Below are 16374 nucleotides of genomic sequence, written 5' to 3'. Positions count from 1 at the left end.
TGAATACAGCGCTTGATCAGCGCGGCGCCGTTATCATTCCAGAATGTCGACGCCCGGGGGGAGTGCCGAGGCGGTGGAGAATCTGCTGCCGCTCGCATTGTCACGCCCGCACGACGCGATCGCTTCCGCGCGCACGGTGCTGGCGAGTGATCCGCTCGCGATCGAGGCCTCGTTCGCGCATCAGGCCTGGGGCATCAGTCTGCGGCAGCTCGGCGACATCCCGGCGGCGGTCCGCGAACTGCGTACCGCGCTGCGGCTCGCCGAGCAGTCCGGACGTTCGGAGCGCGAAGCGGATGTCCTTGCCACATTGGGCGCAACGCTCGGTCGAGCAGGCCGGAGCCGCGAGGGTTTGGCGCGGCTCGATCGTGCGGTCGAGCTGAGTCGCGGTGCGCTGACCGGCCGGGTGTTGCTACGGCGTGCCGACGTACTGCTGGTGCTCGGGCGGCATCGTGAAGCGCTCAACGATCTGCGGTTGGCGATCGAGCGGTTGCGGCGTTCGGGCGATCAGGTCTGGGAGGCTCGGTCGCGGAACTATCGCGGTTTCATCCAGCTCGCGTTGGGTGGCACGAAGCGGGCGGATGCGGATTTCGCCGTCGCCGAGAAGTTGTACGCGGCAACCGGGCAGGAGTTCGAGTACGCCGAAGCGCGGCAGAATCGCGGATTGGTCGCGTACTCGCGCGGCGATCTGCCGTCGGCGCTGCGCTACCTCGACGAAGCGGGACGACGCTTCGCCGCGGTCGGTGTGGTCTGGCCGGACCTCGCGATCGACCGCTGCGGCGTACTGCTCGCCGCCGGGCTCAGCGCGGAGGCGCTGGCCGAGATGGATCAGGCGATCGCCCGGATGGAAGCAGAAGGTGGTACGGCGACCAAGCGGGGTGAGCTGTGGTTCGCGGCAGCGACGGCGGCGCTCGCGGCAGGCGATCCGCAGGCCGCGCAGGACCGGGCGGATCGGGCGCGTCGGTTGTTCTCCGCGCAGCGCCGGGAGTGGTGGTCGGTGCGGTCGTCGATGGTGCAGTTGGAGGCTCGCTATCAGGCCGGTGAGCGGGGTGCGCCGTTGTTGCGCCGGGTGATTGCGACGGCTCGGCGGCTGGACGCGTTGGGTGCGTCGGAGGCGTCGGCGGCGCATCTGCTGGCGGGTCGGCTAGCGTTGGCCGATGGTCGGTCGCGGACCACGGATCGTGAACTGGAGTTGGCCGGGCAGCACAGCAAGGACACGCCGCCGATGGCTCGGAGCGCTGCGTGGTTGGGGAAGGCGTTGCGGGCTGAGGCTCGGGACGATGTGCGCGGGATGTTGTCGGCGTGTGGTCGCGGGCTCGACGCGTTGGACGAGCATCGGCTGACGATGGGCGCGACCGAGTTGCGCGCGTTGGCGACTGGTCAGGGCGCTGAGTTGGCGCAGTTGGCGTTGCGGGACGCGTTGCGGCGGGATGATCCGCGGCGGTTGCTGGTCTGGGGCGAGCGGTGGCGGGCGACGGCGTTGGGAGTGCCGCCGGTCAGGCCGTCGGATGACGAGCAGTTGGGCGCTGACCTTGCTGCTTTGCGAGACGTCGTACGGCGGTTGGATGCGTCCCCTGATCATTCGTCGGAGAAGGAACGCCGACGGCTGGAGAAGGCCGTTCGGGATCGGGCGTTGCGAGCGCAGGGTGGGGCGTTGGGTGGTATGGCGTCGCGGTTCGACGTCGATACGTTGGTTGATGCGCTGGGCGAGACCGTGCTCGTCGAGTTGATCGAGGTCGACGGTGTCCTGCATGCGGTGGTGGTCCGGGACGGACGCATCACCCGGCACGAGGTCGGGCCGCTGGCCGCTGCCGCCGTTGAGGTCGAGCGCTCTCGTTTCCGCTTACGCTGGCTCGCCCATGCCCGCGGCACGGCGGGTGGTGCGCGGGGGCGGGAGTATCGGGGGCCTTCGCTCGAGGTGCTGGGGCAGCGGCTCGGGGATGCGATTCTGGGGAGTGCGCAGGAGTTGTTAGGGGACAGGGCGGTGGTGATGGTGCCGCCGAGTCGGTTGCAGGCGTTGCCTTGGGGACTGGTGCCAACGTTGGCCGAGCGGCCGGTGAACGTGGTGCCGTCGGCGGCTACCTGGCTGCGGGCGCGGCGGTTGCGACCACCGGCTGACCGGCGGGTCGTGCTGGTGCTCGGGCCGGGCTTGTCAGCAGGACGGGCGGAGGTCATGCGATTGGCCGAGAAGTACCCGGACGCGACCGTGCTCGCCGACGGCGATGCGACCGCGGAGAAGGTACTGCGGGAGCTCGACGGCGCATGGATCGCGCACATCGCGGCACACGGGACATTCCGCGCGGACAGCCCGCTGTTCTCGTCGTTGCGGCTCGACGACGGCCCGCTGACCGTGTACGACTTCGAGCGGCTGCGCAGAGCGCCGTACCGGATGGTGTTGTCGAGTTGCGACTCCGGGCTGGCGAAGCCGGTCGGTGCGGACGAGCTGTTGGGGTTGAGCAGCAGTCTGATTCCGTTGGGCGCGGCGGGGATCCTGGCGAGCGTCGTACCGGTGAACGATCCGGCGACCGCGCCGTTGATGCTCGCGTTGCACGACAACCTGCGGGCCGGTCAGTCGCTGGCGACCGCCTTCGCGGGCGCACGGACCGAGGCCCGTGGCGATCCGGTCACGATTGCCGCGGCGCGATCCTTTGTCGCGCTCGGCGCCTAGCGACCGGATGTATCAGTAGTGGTCCGGACCGACTCTGTACTAGTGAAGCGGTCCGGTGCGAGAGGGGGCGGCATGCGGGACGACCCGACAGTCGTCGACCTGGTCACCCGGGCCAGGGACGGCGAGAAGAATGCCTGGGACGAACTGGTGGAGCGATACGCGCCACTGGTCTTCTCGGTGTGCCGGCGGTATCGGCTGGCGCCGCCTGATATCGACGATGTCGGGCAGAGCGTCTGGTTGCGGTTGGTCGAGCATCTGCCCGGCCTGCGCGAGCCGGCCGCGTTGCCGGGCTGGATCGCGACGACCACGCAGCGGGAGTGCTTTCGGCTGATCCGGTCGACCAGCCGGGTCGAGCCGGTCGACCTGGCGGAGTCGCCCGACGTACCCGAGCAGGCGATCGCCGAAGAAGAAGTGCTGCGGCACGAACGCCGGACGATCCTGCGTACCGCGTTCGCCGAATTGTCGCGTCGGTGCCAGCTCTTGCTGGCGTTGCTGATCCAGGATCCGCCACCGCCGTACGACGAGATCAGCCGGCGATTGCAGGTGCCGATCGGCAGCATCGGGCCGAACCGGGCGCGCTGTCTGACCAAGCTGCGGCAGACGCCGGCGCTGGCGTTGCTGGCGGCGGACGGACCTGATGGTTTCGATCAAGGGACGAGGGGGTGAGAACCGTGATGAATCCGGACTGGAACGACGACGAGAAGTTGATCGATGCCTTGCGGGACGCGCTGGCGTCTTCCGACGAGGTGCCGACCGCGTTCGTCGACGCGGGTAAGGCGGCGTTCGCGTGGCGGACCATCGACGCCGAACTGGCAGCTCTCACCTACGACTCGGCCTGGGATTCACTGGACGCGCTGGCGATCCGGTCCGAGAGCGCGATTCTGCGGTCGCTCACGTTCGCCTCCGACGGCTGGACGGTCGAGCTCGAACTGACACCCGACGCCGTCCTCGGTCAGCTGGATCCGCCAGAGGCCGGAGTGGTCAGCGCCCGCGGCGAGACCGGCAAGCTGGCCACCACCGACATCGACGACCTCGGCTTCTTCGTCCTCCACCCGCCGCCGAACGTACCATACCGTTTGGTATGCACGACCACGTCCGGCACCACGATCCTCACCGGCTGGATCACCCCCTGACGGGTGGACAGGTCTGTGGTTTGCATCAGCAACTGGTGGGCTTGAACAAGAACTGGTGAGTCTGAACAAGGAATTACTTGTTCGAGGCCCCGACAACCTGTGTCGGGCACCGAGGCTCGGCAGACCGGGGTCAGGCGGCGAAGACCTGCGAGTCGTCCGCGAACGCCTTGAATTCAAGGGCATTCCCGGCCGGGTCGAGGAAGAACATCGTCCACTGCTCGCCGGTCTGACCCTGGAACCGCACGTACGGCTCGATGACGAACTCGGTGCCGGCCGCCTTCAACCGCTCCGCGAACGCCTGGAACTGCTCGACGGTCAGGATCAGCCCGAAGTGCGGCACGGGTACGTCGTGACCGTCGACCGGGTTGTGGATACGCTGCTGCCGCTCGGGGGCGAGGTGGGTGACGAACTGGTGGCCGCGCAGGTTCCAGTCGATCCAGGTCTCGGAGCTGCGGCCCTGCTCGAGGCCGAGGACCTCGCCGTAGAAGTGTCGCGCCGCATCGAGGTCGTCGACCGGCATCGCGAGATGGAAGCGGGGGATAGGCGAGTCGAGAACGGTCATGCCGTCATTCAAGCAGTCATTCAAGCAGTCGTCTCGTGCCGTTGCTCGATCTCCACGTGAGGACGAGATTGCCAGAGCGCCCACTCCGCGCTGACGTCGCCCGCGGTACGCAGCAGCAGTGGGAGGTGGTCGTGCAGCAGCGTGTCGACCGTGGTCTCGGCAGCGTGGACGGTCACGTTCATCGCGGCCCGGACCGTGCCGGTGCCGTCGCGGACTGGCGCCGCGACCGAGCGGACGCCCGGCGCGAGCTCCTCGTCGGCCAGCGCCCAGCCGCGGGCACGGATCTCGGTGAGCTCGTCGCGCAACTGGTCAGCGGTCCGGCCGATGTACGGCGGGAGTCCCGCGCGACTCGGCAAGGCGAGAACATCGGCCAGCTCGTCGGGCGAGAGCGCGGAGAGCAGCACCTTGCCCTGCGAGGTCTGCGCGGCCGGGAACCTGGTGCCGATGTCGACGCGCAGCGCGATCAGCTTCGGCACGGACACGCGGGCGACGTACACGATGTCCGAGCCGTCGAGTTGTGCCATCGACGACGACTCACCGGTCCGGGCGACGAGTGACTCGAGATGCGGTTTCGCGATGTCCCAGAGTCCGAGCGAGCCGACGTACGCCATCCCGAGGGTGAGGACCTTCGGGGTGAGCTGGAAGGCGCCGTCGCTGGTGCGGACGAAACCGAGCTCCTCGAGGGTCAGCAGGAGGCGGCGCGCCGTCGGCCGGGCCAGGCCGGCCGCCGTCGCCACCTCGCTGAGGGACATGGTCCGGTGATCGACGTCGAAGCAGGCGAGCACATCCAGCCCGCGAGCCAGCGACTCGACGAAATCCGGACCTGCGCCACGCCCTGCCATCTGTTGCTCCTCCTCGATCGGCTACCGCTCACCGAAGATGGTGCCACGTGCTTCCCGCGTCGAGTCGGACTTGTAGTCGGTGTACTGGTACGGGTTGTCGAGCACCTCGCCCTTCGGCAGCTCCGGGTTCATCCCGCTCCGCCACGCCTCCTCGCCGAGCGTCGACCGCAGGTAGTCGACGGTCGACTCGACTTCCCGGCGTACGGCGGCCAGGTCGCAGCCGACCAGCTGATGGTCGTGCTTCACGACGCGGCCGTCGACGATCACGGTGTGTACGTCGCCGCGCTGGGACTGGAACGCCACCTGGCCGTACGGGTTGATCAGCGGGAAGGACACCGGCGAGCTGTCGTTCTTGATCAGGATGACGTCAGCCTTCTTGCCCGGTTCGAGGCTGCCGAGGTCGTCGCGGCCGAGTGCCTTCGCGCCGCCGCGAGTCGCCCAGTCGACGACATGCTCCGCGCGCAGATGGCTGTGGGTCACGGTGGCGCCCTTCATGTGCGCCTCGAGATGTTCGCGGGCCCGGTCGGCGCCGAGCGTGGTCCGCATCGAGCTGAACAGGTCGCCGCTCCACCAGACGCTGGTATCCATCGACAGCGACACCGGGATGTTGTGCCGGCGGACCTGCCAGGTGGGCGGGTAGCCCTGGCCGGCGCTCTGCTCGGACTCGGTGGAGACCGAGATCGAGCCGCCGGTCGCGGCGATCCGCTGGTACGAGTCGGTGGTGAGCGTGGCCGCGTGAACGTAGATGTTCTGCGGCGTCATGAATTCGTTCTCGTGCATCAGCTTGATGCCGTTGTCGTTGGTCGCACCCCACACGCCCGCATGCGTGGTCACGCCGAGCCCGAGCTCCCGCGCCACCTCGAAGGCGGCCTTCTCCGGGAAGGCCGGGTCGCCGGTCACGTCGAAGGCCAGTTGCAGCCCGAGCGTCGAGTCGTCGCGCATCCGCTCCAGGAACGAACGCACCGCCGGGTCCGCGGTCCACTCCCACGGTCCGGCCTGAATGTTGCCGTAGGCAAGAACAAACCGCCCGGGTACGGCGCGTAGCGCGTCCGCGGCCGCCTCCGCGTGGTCGACGCTCTGCAGCCCGTGCGACCAGTCGACTGTCGTGGTGACTCCGGCCTCGAGCGACTCCCAGGCCGAGGTCAGGTTGCCGGCGTGGATGTCCTCCGGCCGGAACGTCTTGCCGTGCTCGAGGTAGTACCAGACGAAGTACTGCGTCAGCGTCCAGTCGGCGCCGTACGCGCGCATCGCGGTCTGCCACATGTGCCGATGGGTGTCGATCATGCCCGGCATCACGATGCCGCCGCTCGCATCGATCACCTGCGTGTTCTCGGGGACTTCGAGCGCCGGCCCGAGGGCAGCAATCTGATCGTCGACGATCAGGACATCGCCGTTGTCGACGATCGTGTGACGGTCGTCCATGGTCAGCACGGTCCCGCCGCGCAGCAGGATCGGCCGGCCCGCCAGCGGCGTCTCGGCAGTGGTCATGGTTCCCCTCCAGCAAGTGGCCGGACATGCGTCCGTATGGCGGTCATCGGGGCGATGAGACTCACTATCTGAGTGCCGGAGCGGGGGTGTCAAGGGTTCGGGCCGGTGGTTGACAGCCGAGCGCCGAGCGGCTGAGACTGAAGCGATCCAACCGCGCGGACACATGTCCGGAATTCTCTGCTGGGAGGTCGTGTGACGGGTCCGCTCTCGGGACTGCTGGTGGCCGACTTCTCCCGGATCCTGGCCGGCCCGTACGCGACCATGCTGCTGGCCGACCTCGGCGCCGACGTGATCAAGGTCGAGGCGCCCGGCGGGGACGACACCCGGTCGTGGCAACCACCGGTCCGCGACGGCATCTCGACGTACTACCTCGCGGTGAACCGGAACAAGCGGTCGATCGCGCTCGACCTGAAGGACCCCGGCGACCTGGCGGCGGCGCAGGAGCTGGCGCGGCGCGCGGACATCCTGGTGGAGAACTTCCGGCCGGGTGGCTTGGCCCGGTTCGGGCTGGACTACGAGACCGTTGCCGACGGCAACCCCAAGCTGATCTACGCCTCGATCAGCGGGTTCGGCTCGGGGCCGAAGGGCGCCGCGTTGCCCGGGTACGACCTGATCGTGCAGGCGATCTCCGGATTGATGAGCCTGACCGGCGACCCGAAGGGCGAGCCGTTCCGCGCCGGGATCTCGGTCTTCGACGTGATGGCCGGACTGCATGCCACGATCGGCGTGCTGTCCGCGCTCAACGCGCGGCACGAGACCGGTCGCGGCCAGCACGTCGAGGTCAACCTGATGTCGTCGGCGCTGTCCGGTCTGGTCAACCAGTCCAGTGCGTACGTTGCGGGCGGCGTCGTACCGCTGCGGATGGGGAACAGCCATCCGAGCCTGTTCCCGTACGAGCCGCTGCCGTGTGCGGACGGGGAACTGATCATCACGGCCGGGAACAACGGGCAGTTCCGCAAGCTGGTCGAGGTTCTCGGCGTACCGGAGCTGGCCGACGATCCCCGGTTCGACCGGAACGAGAAGCGGACCGCGAACCGCGAGGAACTACGGCCGTTGCTGATCGAACGACTGTCGACCAGAACCAAGCTGGAGTGGTTCCGGGACATCATCGCGGCCGGGGTGCCGTGCGGGCCGATCAATACCGTCGACGGCGGCGTCGCGTTCGCGGAGGACCTCGGGCTGGATCCGGTGGTCACGGTCGGCGGGATCCCCGGGGTGCGCAATCCGATCACGTTCACCGGCGACACAGGCGGCTCAGGCGAGGCCGCGTCGTACCGGCTGCCGCCGCCGTCGCTGGACGAACACGGCGCCGAGCTGAGGAAGTGGCTGGAGGGCCAGGAATGAGCGACGAACAGGTGGCACCGCCGGCGTTCCCGACGTCACTCGGTACGTCGACCGCTGACGAGATCCGTCTGCTCGGGCAGGATCTGACCGCGGATCTGATGGGCAAGGTGGGGTTCGGCGAGCTGGCGTTCTGGCTCGTCGCGCTGCGCCGGCCGACACCGTCGGAGACCCGCGTGTTCGAGGCGGTTCTGGTCGCCCTGGCCGACCACGGGTTCACGCCGACCGCGATCGCCGCGCGGGTGACCTACTTGTCGGCACCGGATTCCCTGCAGGGGGCGCTCGCCGCCGGCCTGCTCGGTGGCGGATCCCGCTTCCTCGGCGTGACCGAGGACTGCGGGATGTTCCTGCACCGAGCGCTGGCCGGCGGCGAGCCGCCGACAGACGATTCCGGCTGGGACGAGCTCGCACTCGAACTCGTCAAGCAGTCGCGGGCGAACGGGACCTTCATCCCCGGCTTGGGACACCCGGTCCACAAGGTCCAGGACCCGCGGACGCCGGTGCTCATCAACCTCGCCCGCGAAGAAGGCCTCGAAGGTCCGCACCTCAAACTCTTCCAGGCGATCGGCCGCGTGCACGAGCAGGTGCTCGGCCGCAAGCTGCCGCTGAACGGGGCCGGTGTCTGTGGCGCCGCGCTGGCCGACCTCGGGTTGCCGGTTGAGCTGCTGCGCGGATTCGCCTTGCTGGCAAGAGCCGCCGGGCTGCTCGGCCAGCTCGCGGAGGAGCGTCGCCGGCCGATCGGAATGGATATCTACGCAGGAGTCGACCGCAACGCCGTGTACGTCGATCCGGAATCCTGAAGGAGATCGTATGGCCACAGTCGCCGCCGTGATCGCTTCCACGCATCATCCGTTCTACTACCGGGCCAGCACCGCCACCGGCGCGGACCGGCCGCCGTTCGCCGACGAGTGGGTGGCGAAGATCGAGGCGTTCCGCGAGACGCTGACGAAGGCCCGGCCGGACATCCTGGTGATGGTCGGCAGCGATCACTTCCACCAGTTGTGGCTCGACAACATGCCGCAATTCCTGGTCGGCAAAGCGCCGTACTTCGACGCGAACTGGTACAACGAGGAGCGCGAGTTCGGGTTGCCGCGGATGCGACTGGCCGGCGACGAGCAGCTCGCCTCGCACATCCTGCGCAACGGGCTCGACGCCGGCTTCGATCTTGCCTTCAGCAACGAACTGCGGATCGACCACAGCATCACCTGCCCGATCATCACGCTGCGCCCGGACGCGGACCTGCCGATCGTGCCGATCTACACGAACATCTTCGCGCCGCCGCTGCCGCGTCCCGGCCGGTTCGTCGAGCTGGGACGGACGATCCGGCAGCTGGTCGAGTCGTGGCCGATCGACAAGCGCGTCGCGATCATCGGCACCGGGCACTTGTCGCTGGAGCTCGGTGGTCCGCGGCAGTTCGGCGAGCACGGGCCCGATCCGGACTTCGACCGCAAGGCGGTGGACTGGATCGCGAGCGGTGACCTCGACGGATGCCTGTCCGAGGTAACGCTGGACAGCCTGCATCAGCCGGGCAATGCGACGCACGGCTTCATGGACTTCATGCTGATGATGGGCGCCGCGGGTGCGGGTGCGAAGGCGGATCACGTCGACTCGCTCGATCTGTTCCACACGATGGAGGCGTATTTCACCTGGTACCCGAACGGAGTGCCGGCATGAGTAAGTACCTGCTCGACAAGTTCCTCTATACCGTCGATCGCGACCCTGCCCTGGTCGAGCGGTACCGGGAAGACCCGGCCGGGACAGTGGCCTGGTGGGAGCAGGAGCGGGCCAACGAGATCCTGAACTGCGCCGTGGCGGAGAAGTCGACCTGGCTCTCGTTCACCGACGACGAGCGGAAGGCTCTTCGGGAGCATGACCATGTCGCGCTGTTCGGGCTCGGCGCGCATCCGTTCCTGACATTGACGCTCTTCATCGCGATGTTCGAGCGGGACCACGGACCGCTCGAGTACCAGAAGACGTACGGTCGCGTGCTGCAGGAGCACTACTCTTTGCCCTATCCCGACATCGCCACCTGAGGAGGACGCGTGCGAGCCGCAGTACTGCAAACTCACGGCGAACCACCCAAGCACGTCGAGCATCCGGACCCGGTTGCCGGGGAGGGCATGTCGATCGTGCGCGTGACGGCCGCGCCGGTCGTTCCGCTGGACCTGTTGTGCGCTTCGGGTACGTCGTACTTCGGGCCGCCGGCGTTGCCGTACGTGCCGGGTGTGCAAGGTGTCGGCGTGGTCGAGCAGTCTGAGGTGATGACGCCGGGGACGCGAGTGTTCTTCGCGACGTCGGCCGGGATGGCCGCAGGGGACGGCAGTTTCGCGGAGCGGGCCGCCGTACCCGATGCGGACCTGATTGCGTTGGAGACACCGGTCGGGGACGCGGCGGTGGCGGCGATCGGGTTGTCCGGGGTGGCCGGCTGGATGACGTTGACCTGGCGGGCCCAGCTACAGCCGGGGGAGCAGGTTCTCGTGCTCGGCGGCGGTGGTGCCGTGGGCCAGGTCGCGATCGGCGCGGCCCGGGTGCTCGGTGCGTCACGAGTCGTCGCCGTCGCCCGGTCGGACGCGTCGAAACAGCGGGCGCTCGCGGCCGGCGCGGACGAGGTGATTGCCGCGAGCACCGATGTCGACGAGCTGACGAGCCGGCTCGGCGCCCCGTCGTACGACGTGGTGATCGACTCGGTCTTCGGAGCAGCCGCGACGGCCGCGGCGCGGGTGCTCGCTCCGGGCGGCCGGCTCGTCAACCTCGGCGGATCGTCGGGCGACGAGGCGGTGTTCTCGTCGGCGGTACTGCGGGGCCGGTCGGCGAGCGTGCTCGGGTACACGAACAACGCGCTGACGGCGGACCAGCGGCGGGAGGCGTTGACCGCCGTACTCCACCATGCGGCTTTCGGTGCCATCGCGGTCGCTCACGAGACCGTCACGCTCGACGAGGTCGCGGACGCGTGGAAACGTCAGGCCGCCGGCGAAACCAGCGGCCGCCTCGTGCTGACGATCACACCAGCCGAGTAACCAGACCGAAGTCCTTCGCTTCGTCCGCGCTGAGGACGCGGCCCGGCTCGAGGTCGTTCATCACCTCGTCCGGCGAGCGGCCGGTTGCGTTCGCAATCAGATCCCGGAGGCGGGTGATCTGGCGTTCATGCTGGTCCGCCACGGTGGCGAGGTGGTCGGCGGTGCCTTCGGCGGCGAACTGCGGCAACGACAGGACGAACATGGTGTGGCGGTGGGCCTCGCGCTGTCCGGCCGCGGCGAGTACGGCGATGGCCGGACCGCGAAGGGTGCCGCGGGCAACGGCATGGACCGGTGAACCGACCAGGTCGATCGCGGCGGCGAGCGCGAGCGCGGCTTCGAGCTCGGACTCGGCGGAGGTCAGTTGCAGGGTGATCGGGTCGTTGCTGTAGGCATCAAGCAGGAGGAGCTGCGCGGTCACGTGACTCGCGAGTGCGTCGTCCAGCCGGCCACTGACCAGGATGGTCCGCTGTGCGAGCAGCCGGTCGGCAAGCTCCCGCTCGAGACTGATCGAGGTCGGCTCGTACCAGGTAGGCAGGATGGGCTGAGGGGCCGGCTGCGGCGGCCCGGGCCGGGGTGGAGTCGCGGGTCTCGGGCTCGGGATCTCCGGGCCCGGCGGCCAGGTCGCGGCGGGCTTCTCCAGGTACATGATTTTCCTCCCGGTTGCTTCCTTCCCACCACCCTGCGCCACCCGATCCGCCGACAGAAGGCTGTTCCGCTGTCAGCAGACGAGTCAGCTGAGGGCAGACACGGCGGCGACGATCCGGTCCCAGAAGACGGCTTGGTCGAGGGTGACGGCGATCCGCGCGTTGGGCGGGCGGCCGGTGTAGCCGTCGAGGTCGACGACGGTTGCGCCGGAGGTCCACTCGCCTCGGGTTTCGATGACGAGGTTTGCTTCGACGCAGCCGACGATCGCCGGCTCGATCACCCGCGCGACCGCGACCGGATCGTGGAGCGGCGGTGACTCGAAGCCGAACAGCTCCCGGTAGGTGGACGCGAAGAAAGTCATCCACTCGATGCACACCCGCGCCAGCGGCGTCCCGAGCTGCTCGAAGCGCGCGAGGACGCCGGCCGTCACCAGCGCCTGATGCGTCACATTCAACCCGCACATCGTGAACGGCACGCCGGACCGTACGACGAGATCCGCCGCCTCGGGGTCGACGTACGCGTTGGCTTCGGCGAGCGGTGCTATGTTGCCGCGGTCGGTGGATCCGCCCATCCAGACGATCTCGGTGATGTTCGCGGCCAGGCCCGGCTCGTCGGCGAGCAGTCGCGCGATGTTCGTCAGCGCGCCGGTCGCCACGATCGTCGCCGGCGTCGTCCGCAGTACGTCGACCAGCAGCTCGTGCGCGGAGTACGGCGACTCCGGCACGGACGGCTCGTCGTCGAAGAGCGGCCCGTCGAGACCGGTCTTTCCGTGGACGTCGTCCGCGATGCGCAACCGCCGTACCAGCGGCCGATCCGCACCACGCGCGACCGGGATGCCGGCCCCGCCCGCGAGCGACAGCACCCGGCGCGCGTTCACCGTGCACTTGTCGACGGTCTGGTTGCCGGCGACGGTCGTCACCGCGAGCAGGTCGACAGCCGGATCGGCCACCGCGAGGAGGATCGCCATCGCGTCGTCGTGGCCGGGATCACAGTCGAGGATGAAAGGTCTGGCCATGCGCCAGGGTACGACGCTGGAGTTGTTGCTGTTTCCGGGACGGTTCAGGTCCTATGTTGGCTTCATGAGCGAGAAGGAGCAGCCGCCGCCGCAGGACCAGTCCACGGCCGACCGCGGGCCCGGCTCCGGTCGGGACTCGGGTCCGGGGGATCGCGGCGACGGATCGCGGCGGCCCCCGCACAAGCCGTGGCGGACCGAGGGCCTGCCGCCCGGGCACGGTGACGGCGACAAGCCGCGCCGCCCGAAGTGGTGGAAGTGGGCCGCGTGGATCCTCGGCGGGTACCTCGTGCTGTTCCTGCTCACGACGATGCAGGACCAGATGTCCGGCGCCCAGCAGACCATCGCGTACACCGACTTCACCGCCCAGGTGCAGAAGCACAACGTCGCCGAGATCTTCGCCCGCGGCGACACCATCCAGGGCCGGCTGAAAGAGGCCGCGCCGGTGCCGGGCAAGACCGACCAGACCTACACGAAGTTCACGACCGAGCGGCCGACGTTCGCCAACGACAACCTGTACGGCGACCTGCAGAAGGGCGGCGCCACGGTCCGGGCGACCCCGGTGGTCGCGCAGCGCGGCGTACTGCTCAACCTGCTGATCTCGCTCAGCCCGTTCCTGCTGATCGCAGCGTTCTACTGGTGGTTGTTCCGGCGCCAGCGCGCCTCCGGTGGTCTCGGCGGTATCGGCGGGTTGTTCGGCGGCGGCGGCCAGCAGAAGAAGCCAGTGGATCCGAGCACGGTGCGGGTGACGTTCGCCGACGTCGCCGGGATCGACGAGGTCGAGGCCGAGATCGAGGAGGTCGTCGACTACCTCAAGGATCCGGAGAAGTACCGGCGGCTCGGGGCGCGGGCGCCGAAGGGCGTCCTGCTCGAGGGCGCACCCGGCACCGGCAAGACGCTGCTGGCCCGCGCGACCGCAGGCGAGGCCGGCGTGCCGTTCTTCTCCGCGAGCGCGTCGGAGTTCATCGAGATGATCGTGGGCGTCGGCGCGAGCCGGGTCCGGGAGCTGTTCGGTGAGGCACGCAAGGTGGCGCCGGCGATCATCTTCATCGACGAGATCGACACCATCGGCCGTGCTCGCGGCGGCGCCCGCTCGATCAGCGGGCACGACGAGGGTGAACAGACGCTGAACCAGATCCTCACCGAGATGGACGGCTTTTCCGGCACCGAGGGCGTCGTGACGCTTGCAGCCACGAACCGCGCCGACGTCCTCGACCCGGCGCTGCTGCGGCCCGGGCGGTTCGACCGCACGATCACCGTAAACGCGCCGGACCAGCCGGGCCGCGAGGCGATCCTCAAGGTGCACGCGCGCGGCAAACCGCTCGCCCCGGACGTCGACCTGAACGCGCTGTCCAAATCCACCCCGGGGATGACCGGCGCCGATCTCGCGAACCTGCTGAACGAGGCAGCCCTCGCGGCGGCGCGGCAGGGCAAGTCGCAGATCACCCAGCGCGATCTCACCGACGCACTCGAGAAAATCCAGCTCGGTGCGGCGCGGAACGTGGTCATGCCCCAGGAAGAGCGCCGGCGTACGGCGTACCACGAAGGCGGGCACGCCCTGCTGGGGATGATCCAGAAGGGCGCGGATCCCGTCCGCAAGGTGTCGATCATCCCGCGCGGCCGTGCGCTCGGCGTGACGCTGTCGACGCCGGACACCGACCGGTACGGGTACGACGTGGAGTATCTGCGCGGCCGGATCATCGGCGCACTCGGCGGGATGGCGGCCGAGCAGGAGGTGCTCGGGGTTGTGACCACGGGCGCCGAGAGCGACCTCGAGACGGCGACCCGGATCGCCCGCTCGATGGTCGGCCGCTGGGGCATGTCCGACGCGATCGGGCCGGTGTCGATCCTTCCGCCCGAGGGTGACGCGCGGACGGCCGGAGTGTCGGACGAGCTGCTCAACACCGTCGACGCGGAGGTCCGGAGCCTGATCGAAGAGTGCTACGCCGAGGCCCGCCGCCTCCTCCGCGACAACCGCCCCCGCCTCGACTCCATCGCCGAACAACTCCTCCTCCACGAAACCCTCGACGAAGCCGACGCCTACGCCGCCGCCGGCATCCCCCACGAGGCCCCCGCAACCACCACCGCCCAACCCCAACCAGCCCCCCGAGACGGCGCCTGACCAGCGTCTCCGACGGGGAGGATCCGGATCTGGGCGGGCCTCCTGCCGGCGCTGGTTGGTGTGTGGCGCCGGGCGGGAGGTCGCCTTGATGTTGGGGGCTTATCCGATGGTTACTGTTTGGCCGAGGTCGTTGTAGCCGGTGGTTGGTTGCCAGGTGCCGTTGTTGGCGAGTTGTACTGCGTAGACGGCGTTGTAGGTCTCGGTGGAGCCGGGCAGGTGGGACTGGGACTGGAGCTTGGGGTCGGCGATGTTGAGGAGGACCTTGTACTTGCCTGCGGGGACCTTGACGCTCCAGTTCAGGCTCACGGTTTGGCCGGCGCCCCAGCGGCGTGGATCGGCCGGAACGTTGATGCGGTAGGTGTGCTTGGAGTTCTGGAACACCAGTTGCACCTGCCGCGGGTTGTACGGCGCTGCCCAGCCGTCGTTCCGGATCTTCACGCCGACGTCGACCTTGCCGTGTGACTGCGACACCGTGGACTGGGTCAGCGCGAACCGGTAGCCGAGCTTCTGCTTCGCGATCGTGATGTTGTCGCCCCAGCTCGCCAGCACGTCCGGGTGGTACTCGATGTTCAGGAACGAGAAGTGCAGCTGGGCCATCTCGGCCGAAGCGGACGGCCACTCCGAGCGCGGTGCGTCGACACCGCACGTCTCGCCGCCCTCGGGCACATAGTTGGTGTCCTGGGCAACGAAATCCTTGTCCAGCTGGAGCGGGTCGCTCAGGTAGGTGCCGAAGTCGTCCGGGCTGGCCAGGAAGCAGTCGTTGTGCTGCCCGATCCGCGCGACCGCGGACCCGTTGTACGCCTGCTGCGCGGTGAGCCCGCCGGCGGTCCCGGTCGGCAGGCCGTACATCCGTTGCTTCATGTACGGCGTACGCACCTGGACCATCTTGTCCTTCGGCAGCGCCTGGAGCAGCGCGTCGATGACTGCCTTGCGGTCGGCCCAGTTCTGGTCCGACACCTGGCTCGGGTCAGCCGGGTTCGAGAAGTAGTCCGTGTAGTAGCCCTCACCCCACAGGCCGACGAAGCCGGACTGGACGACCGCGATCATGTCGGCGTTCTTCCGCAGGATCGGCGTCAGCTGCTTGATCTGCTTGACGACCCGGGCGACCGGCGCATCGCCGTACGGCGTCGGCGGCGGCCAACCGTCACCGGGCAGCGCGTAGGCGAACCGGACGATCATCTTCACCCCGGCGGCCCGTGCGGTGTTGAAGTCGGCCTGCATCAGGTCGAGGTAGTGCTGGTCGATCACGTCCTGCTTGGCGAACTTCTCCAGATAGAACAGGCGGAGGATCTGGGTGATGTGTTCCTGCGTCCGGAAGTTGCGCAGCTTGGTGACGTCGAGCGGGACGTAGCCGGAGTTGTCGGCGTAGTAGTGCGTCTCGGCGTGGTGGTAGAAGCCACGTTCCTGATTCGAGATCACTTCGTCGGACGTGCTGTAGGTGACAGTAGTGCTCGGGGGAGCGTGGTGTGCCATCGCGGTCTGGGTCGGTAGCAGCAACCCAACCACCGCGAGGCTTGCGGCAAGCCGTCTCATGCGGGTGTCTCCTC

At 68.7% G+C, this 16374-nt stretch carries 15 protein-coding genes; 9 read left to right on the top strand and 6 right to left on the bottom strand.

The window, feature by feature from the left end; all coding sequences use genetic code 11:
* The first annotated feature begins 43 nt into the window (after positions 1-43).
* The 3 genes from EV653_RS13100 (at position 44) to EV653_RS13090 (ending at position 3798) form a co-directional block, all read left to right on the top strand.
* A complete protein-coding gene (locus EV653_RS13100) occupies positions 44-2665 on the top strand; it encodes a CHAT domain-containing protein (protein ID WP_134102151.1) in 2622 nt (873 codons plus the stop codon).
* A gap of 72 nt (positions 2666-2737) precedes the next feature.
* Entirely contained in the window at positions 2738-3331 is a 594-nt protein-coding gene (locus EV653_RS13095; RefSeq protein WP_134102148.1) for an RNA polymerase sigma factor, read from the top strand.
* Complete coding sequence (locus tag EV653_RS13090) at positions 3328-3798, top strand: hypothetical protein (protein WP_134102145.1); 471 nt, start codon at positions 3328-3330, stop codon at positions 3796-3798. Before EV653_RS13095 ends, EV653_RS13090 begins: the two co-directional genes overlap by 4 nt.
* Before the next feature lie 130 nt (positions 3799-3928).
* Here EV653_RS13090 and EV653_RS13085 read toward each other — a convergent pair whose 3' ends face one another.
* The 3 genes from EV653_RS13085 to EV653_RS13075 are packed head-to-tail and all read right to left on the bottom strand — an operon-like array spanning position 3929 to position 6690.
* Positions 3929-4360: a VOC family protein gene (locus EV653_RS13085; protein ID WP_134102142.1), complete on the bottom strand. Its 432-nt coding sequence runs from the start codon at positions 4358-4360 to the stop codon at positions 3929-3931.
* A 20-nt stretch (positions 4361-4380) separates the two neighbouring features.
* The gene (locus tag EV653_RS13080; protein ID WP_134102139.1) at positions 4381-5202 is read right to left on the bottom strand and encodes an IclR family transcriptional regulator domain-containing protein; all 822 of its coding nucleotides are present in this window, start codon (positions 5200-5202) and stop codon (positions 4381-4383) included.
* Between the two features lie 21 nt (positions 5203-5223).
* Entirely contained in the window at positions 5224-6690 is a 1467-nt protein-coding gene (locus EV653_RS13075) for an amidohydrolase family protein (RefSeq protein ID WP_202871582.1), read from the bottom strand.
* Positions 6691-6882: 192 nt separating this feature from the next.
* Between EV653_RS13075 and EV653_RS13070 the strand changes: the two genes are divergently transcribed.
* The 5 genes from EV653_RS13070 to EV653_RS13050 are packed head-to-tail and all read left to right on the top strand — an operon-like array spanning position 6883 to position 11048.
* Positions 6883-8034: a CaiB/BaiF CoA transferase family protein gene (locus EV653_RS13070; RefSeq protein ID WP_238159702.1), complete on the top strand. Its 1152-nt coding sequence runs from the start codon at positions 6883-6885 to the stop codon at positions 8032-8034.
* Positions 8031-8831 carry a citryl-CoA lyase gene (locus EV653_RS13065; protein WP_134102133.1) on the top strand — a complete coding sequence of 267 codons (801 nt, stop codon included), beginning with the start codon at positions 8031-8033 and terminating at the stop codon, positions 8829-8831. The genes EV653_RS13070 and EV653_RS13065 overlap by 4 nt, the downstream gene beginning before the upstream one ends.
* 10 nt (positions 8832-8841) lie before the next feature.
* A complete protein-coding gene (locus EV653_RS13060) occupies positions 8842-9705 on the top strand; it encodes an extradiol ring-cleavage dioxygenase (protein ID WP_134102130.1) in 864 nt (287 codons plus the stop codon).
* Positions 9702-10064 carry a hypothetical protein gene (locus EV653_RS13055; RefSeq protein ID WP_134102127.1) on the top strand — a complete coding sequence of 121 codons (363 nt, stop codon included), beginning with the start codon at positions 9702-9704 and terminating at the stop codon, positions 10062-10064. Before EV653_RS13060 ends, EV653_RS13055 begins: the two co-directional genes overlap by 4 nt.
* A 9-nt stretch (positions 10065-10073) precedes the next feature.
* Positions 10074-11048, top strand: a complete 975-nt coding sequence (locus EV653_RS13050; RefSeq protein WP_134102124.1) for a quinone oxidoreductase family protein — start codon at positions 10074-10076, stop codon at positions 11046-11048.
* On the opposite strand, the gene EV653_RS13045 is transcribed toward EV653_RS13050, so the two are convergent.
* A complete protein-coding gene (locus EV653_RS13045) occupies positions 11032-11694 on the bottom strand; it encodes an ATP-dependent Clp protease proteolytic subunit (protein ID WP_134102121.1) in 663 nt (220 codons plus the stop codon). The genes EV653_RS13050 and EV653_RS13045 overlap by 17 nt on opposite strands.
* A gap of 84 nt (positions 11695-11778) precedes the next feature.
* The gene (locus EV653_RS13040; protein ID WP_134102117.1) at positions 11779-12708 is read right to left on the bottom strand and encodes a nucleoside hydrolase; all 930 of its coding nucleotides are present in this window, start codon (positions 12706-12708) and stop codon (positions 11779-11781) included.
* Between the two features lie 64 nt (positions 12709-12772).
* Between EV653_RS13040 and ftsH the strand changes: the two genes are divergently transcribed.
* A complete protein-coding gene (ftsH, locus tag EV653_RS13035) occupies positions 12773-14827 on the top strand; it encodes an ATP-dependent zinc metalloprotease FtsH (RefSeq protein WP_134102113.1) in 2055 nt (684 codons plus the stop codon).
* 99 nt (positions 14828-14926) lie between these two features.
* Here ftsH and EV653_RS13030 read toward each other — a convergent pair whose 3' ends face one another.
* Positions 14927-16360, bottom strand: coding sequence for a DUF4832 domain-containing protein (locus EV653_RS13030; RefSeq protein WP_134102110.1), 1434 nt, complete (start codon positions 16358-16360; stop codon positions 14927-14929).
* Positions 16361-16374: the final 14 nt, after the last annotated feature.

The sequence above is a fragment of the Kribbella pratensis genome, from assembly GCF_004365355.1.
Taxonomy (GTDB): Bacteria; Actinomycetota; Actinomycetes; order Propionibacteriales; family Kribbellaceae; genus Kribbella.
The sequence above is the reverse complement of the archived record's forward strand: the minus strand, read 5'-3'. Positions and strand labels throughout refer to the sequence as shown.

Excerpts from the sequence above, each read along its gene's own strand:
- EV653_RS13100 (WP_134102151.1), top strand. The coding sequence starts at position 44 with ATGTCGACGCCCGGGGGGAGTGCCGAGGCGGTGGAGAATCTGCTGCCG.
- EV653_RS13095 (WP_134102148.1), top strand. The coding sequence starts at position 2,738 with ATGCGGGACGACCCGACAGTCGTCGACCTGGTCACCCGGGCCAGGGAC.
- EV653_RS13085 (WP_134102142.1), bottom strand. The coding sequence starts at position 4,360 with ATGACCGTTCTCGACTCGCCTATCCCCCGCTTCCATCTCGCGATGCCG.
- EV653_RS13080 (WP_134102139.1), bottom strand. The coding sequence starts at position 5,202 with ATGGCAGGGCGTGGCGCAGGTCCGGATTTCGTCGAGTCGCTGGCTCGC.
- EV653_RS13075 (WP_202871582.1), bottom strand. The coding sequence starts at position 6,690 with ATGACCACTGCCGAGACGCCGCTGGCGGGCCGGCCGATCCTGCTGCGC.
- EV653_RS13065 (WP_134102133.1), top strand. The coding sequence starts at position 8,031 with ATGAGCGACGAACAGGTGGCACCGCCGGCGTTCCCGACGTCACTCGGT.
- EV653_RS13060 (WP_134102130.1), top strand. The coding sequence starts at position 8,842 with ATGGCCACAGTCGCCGCCGTGATCGCTTCCACGCATCATCCGTTCTAC.
- EV653_RS13055 (WP_134102127.1), top strand. The coding sequence starts at position 9,702 with ATGAGTAAGTACCTGCTCGACAAGTTCCTCTATACCGTCGATCGCGAC.
- EV653_RS13045 (WP_134102121.1), bottom strand. The coding sequence starts at position 11,694 with ATGTACCTGGAGAAGCCCGCCGCGACCTGGCCGCCGGGCCCGGAGATC.
- EV653_RS13040 (WP_134102117.1), bottom strand. The coding sequence starts at position 12,708 with ATGGCCAGACCTTTCATCCTCGACTGTGATCCCGGCCACGACGACGCG.
- ftsH (WP_134102113.1), top strand. The coding sequence starts at position 12,773 with ATGAGCGAGAAGGAGCAGCCGCCGCCGCAGGACCAGTCCACGGCCGAC.
- EV653_RS13030 (WP_134102110.1), bottom strand. The coding sequence starts at position 16,360 with ATGAGACGGCTTGCCGCAAGCCTCGCGGTGGTTGGGTTGCTGCTACCG.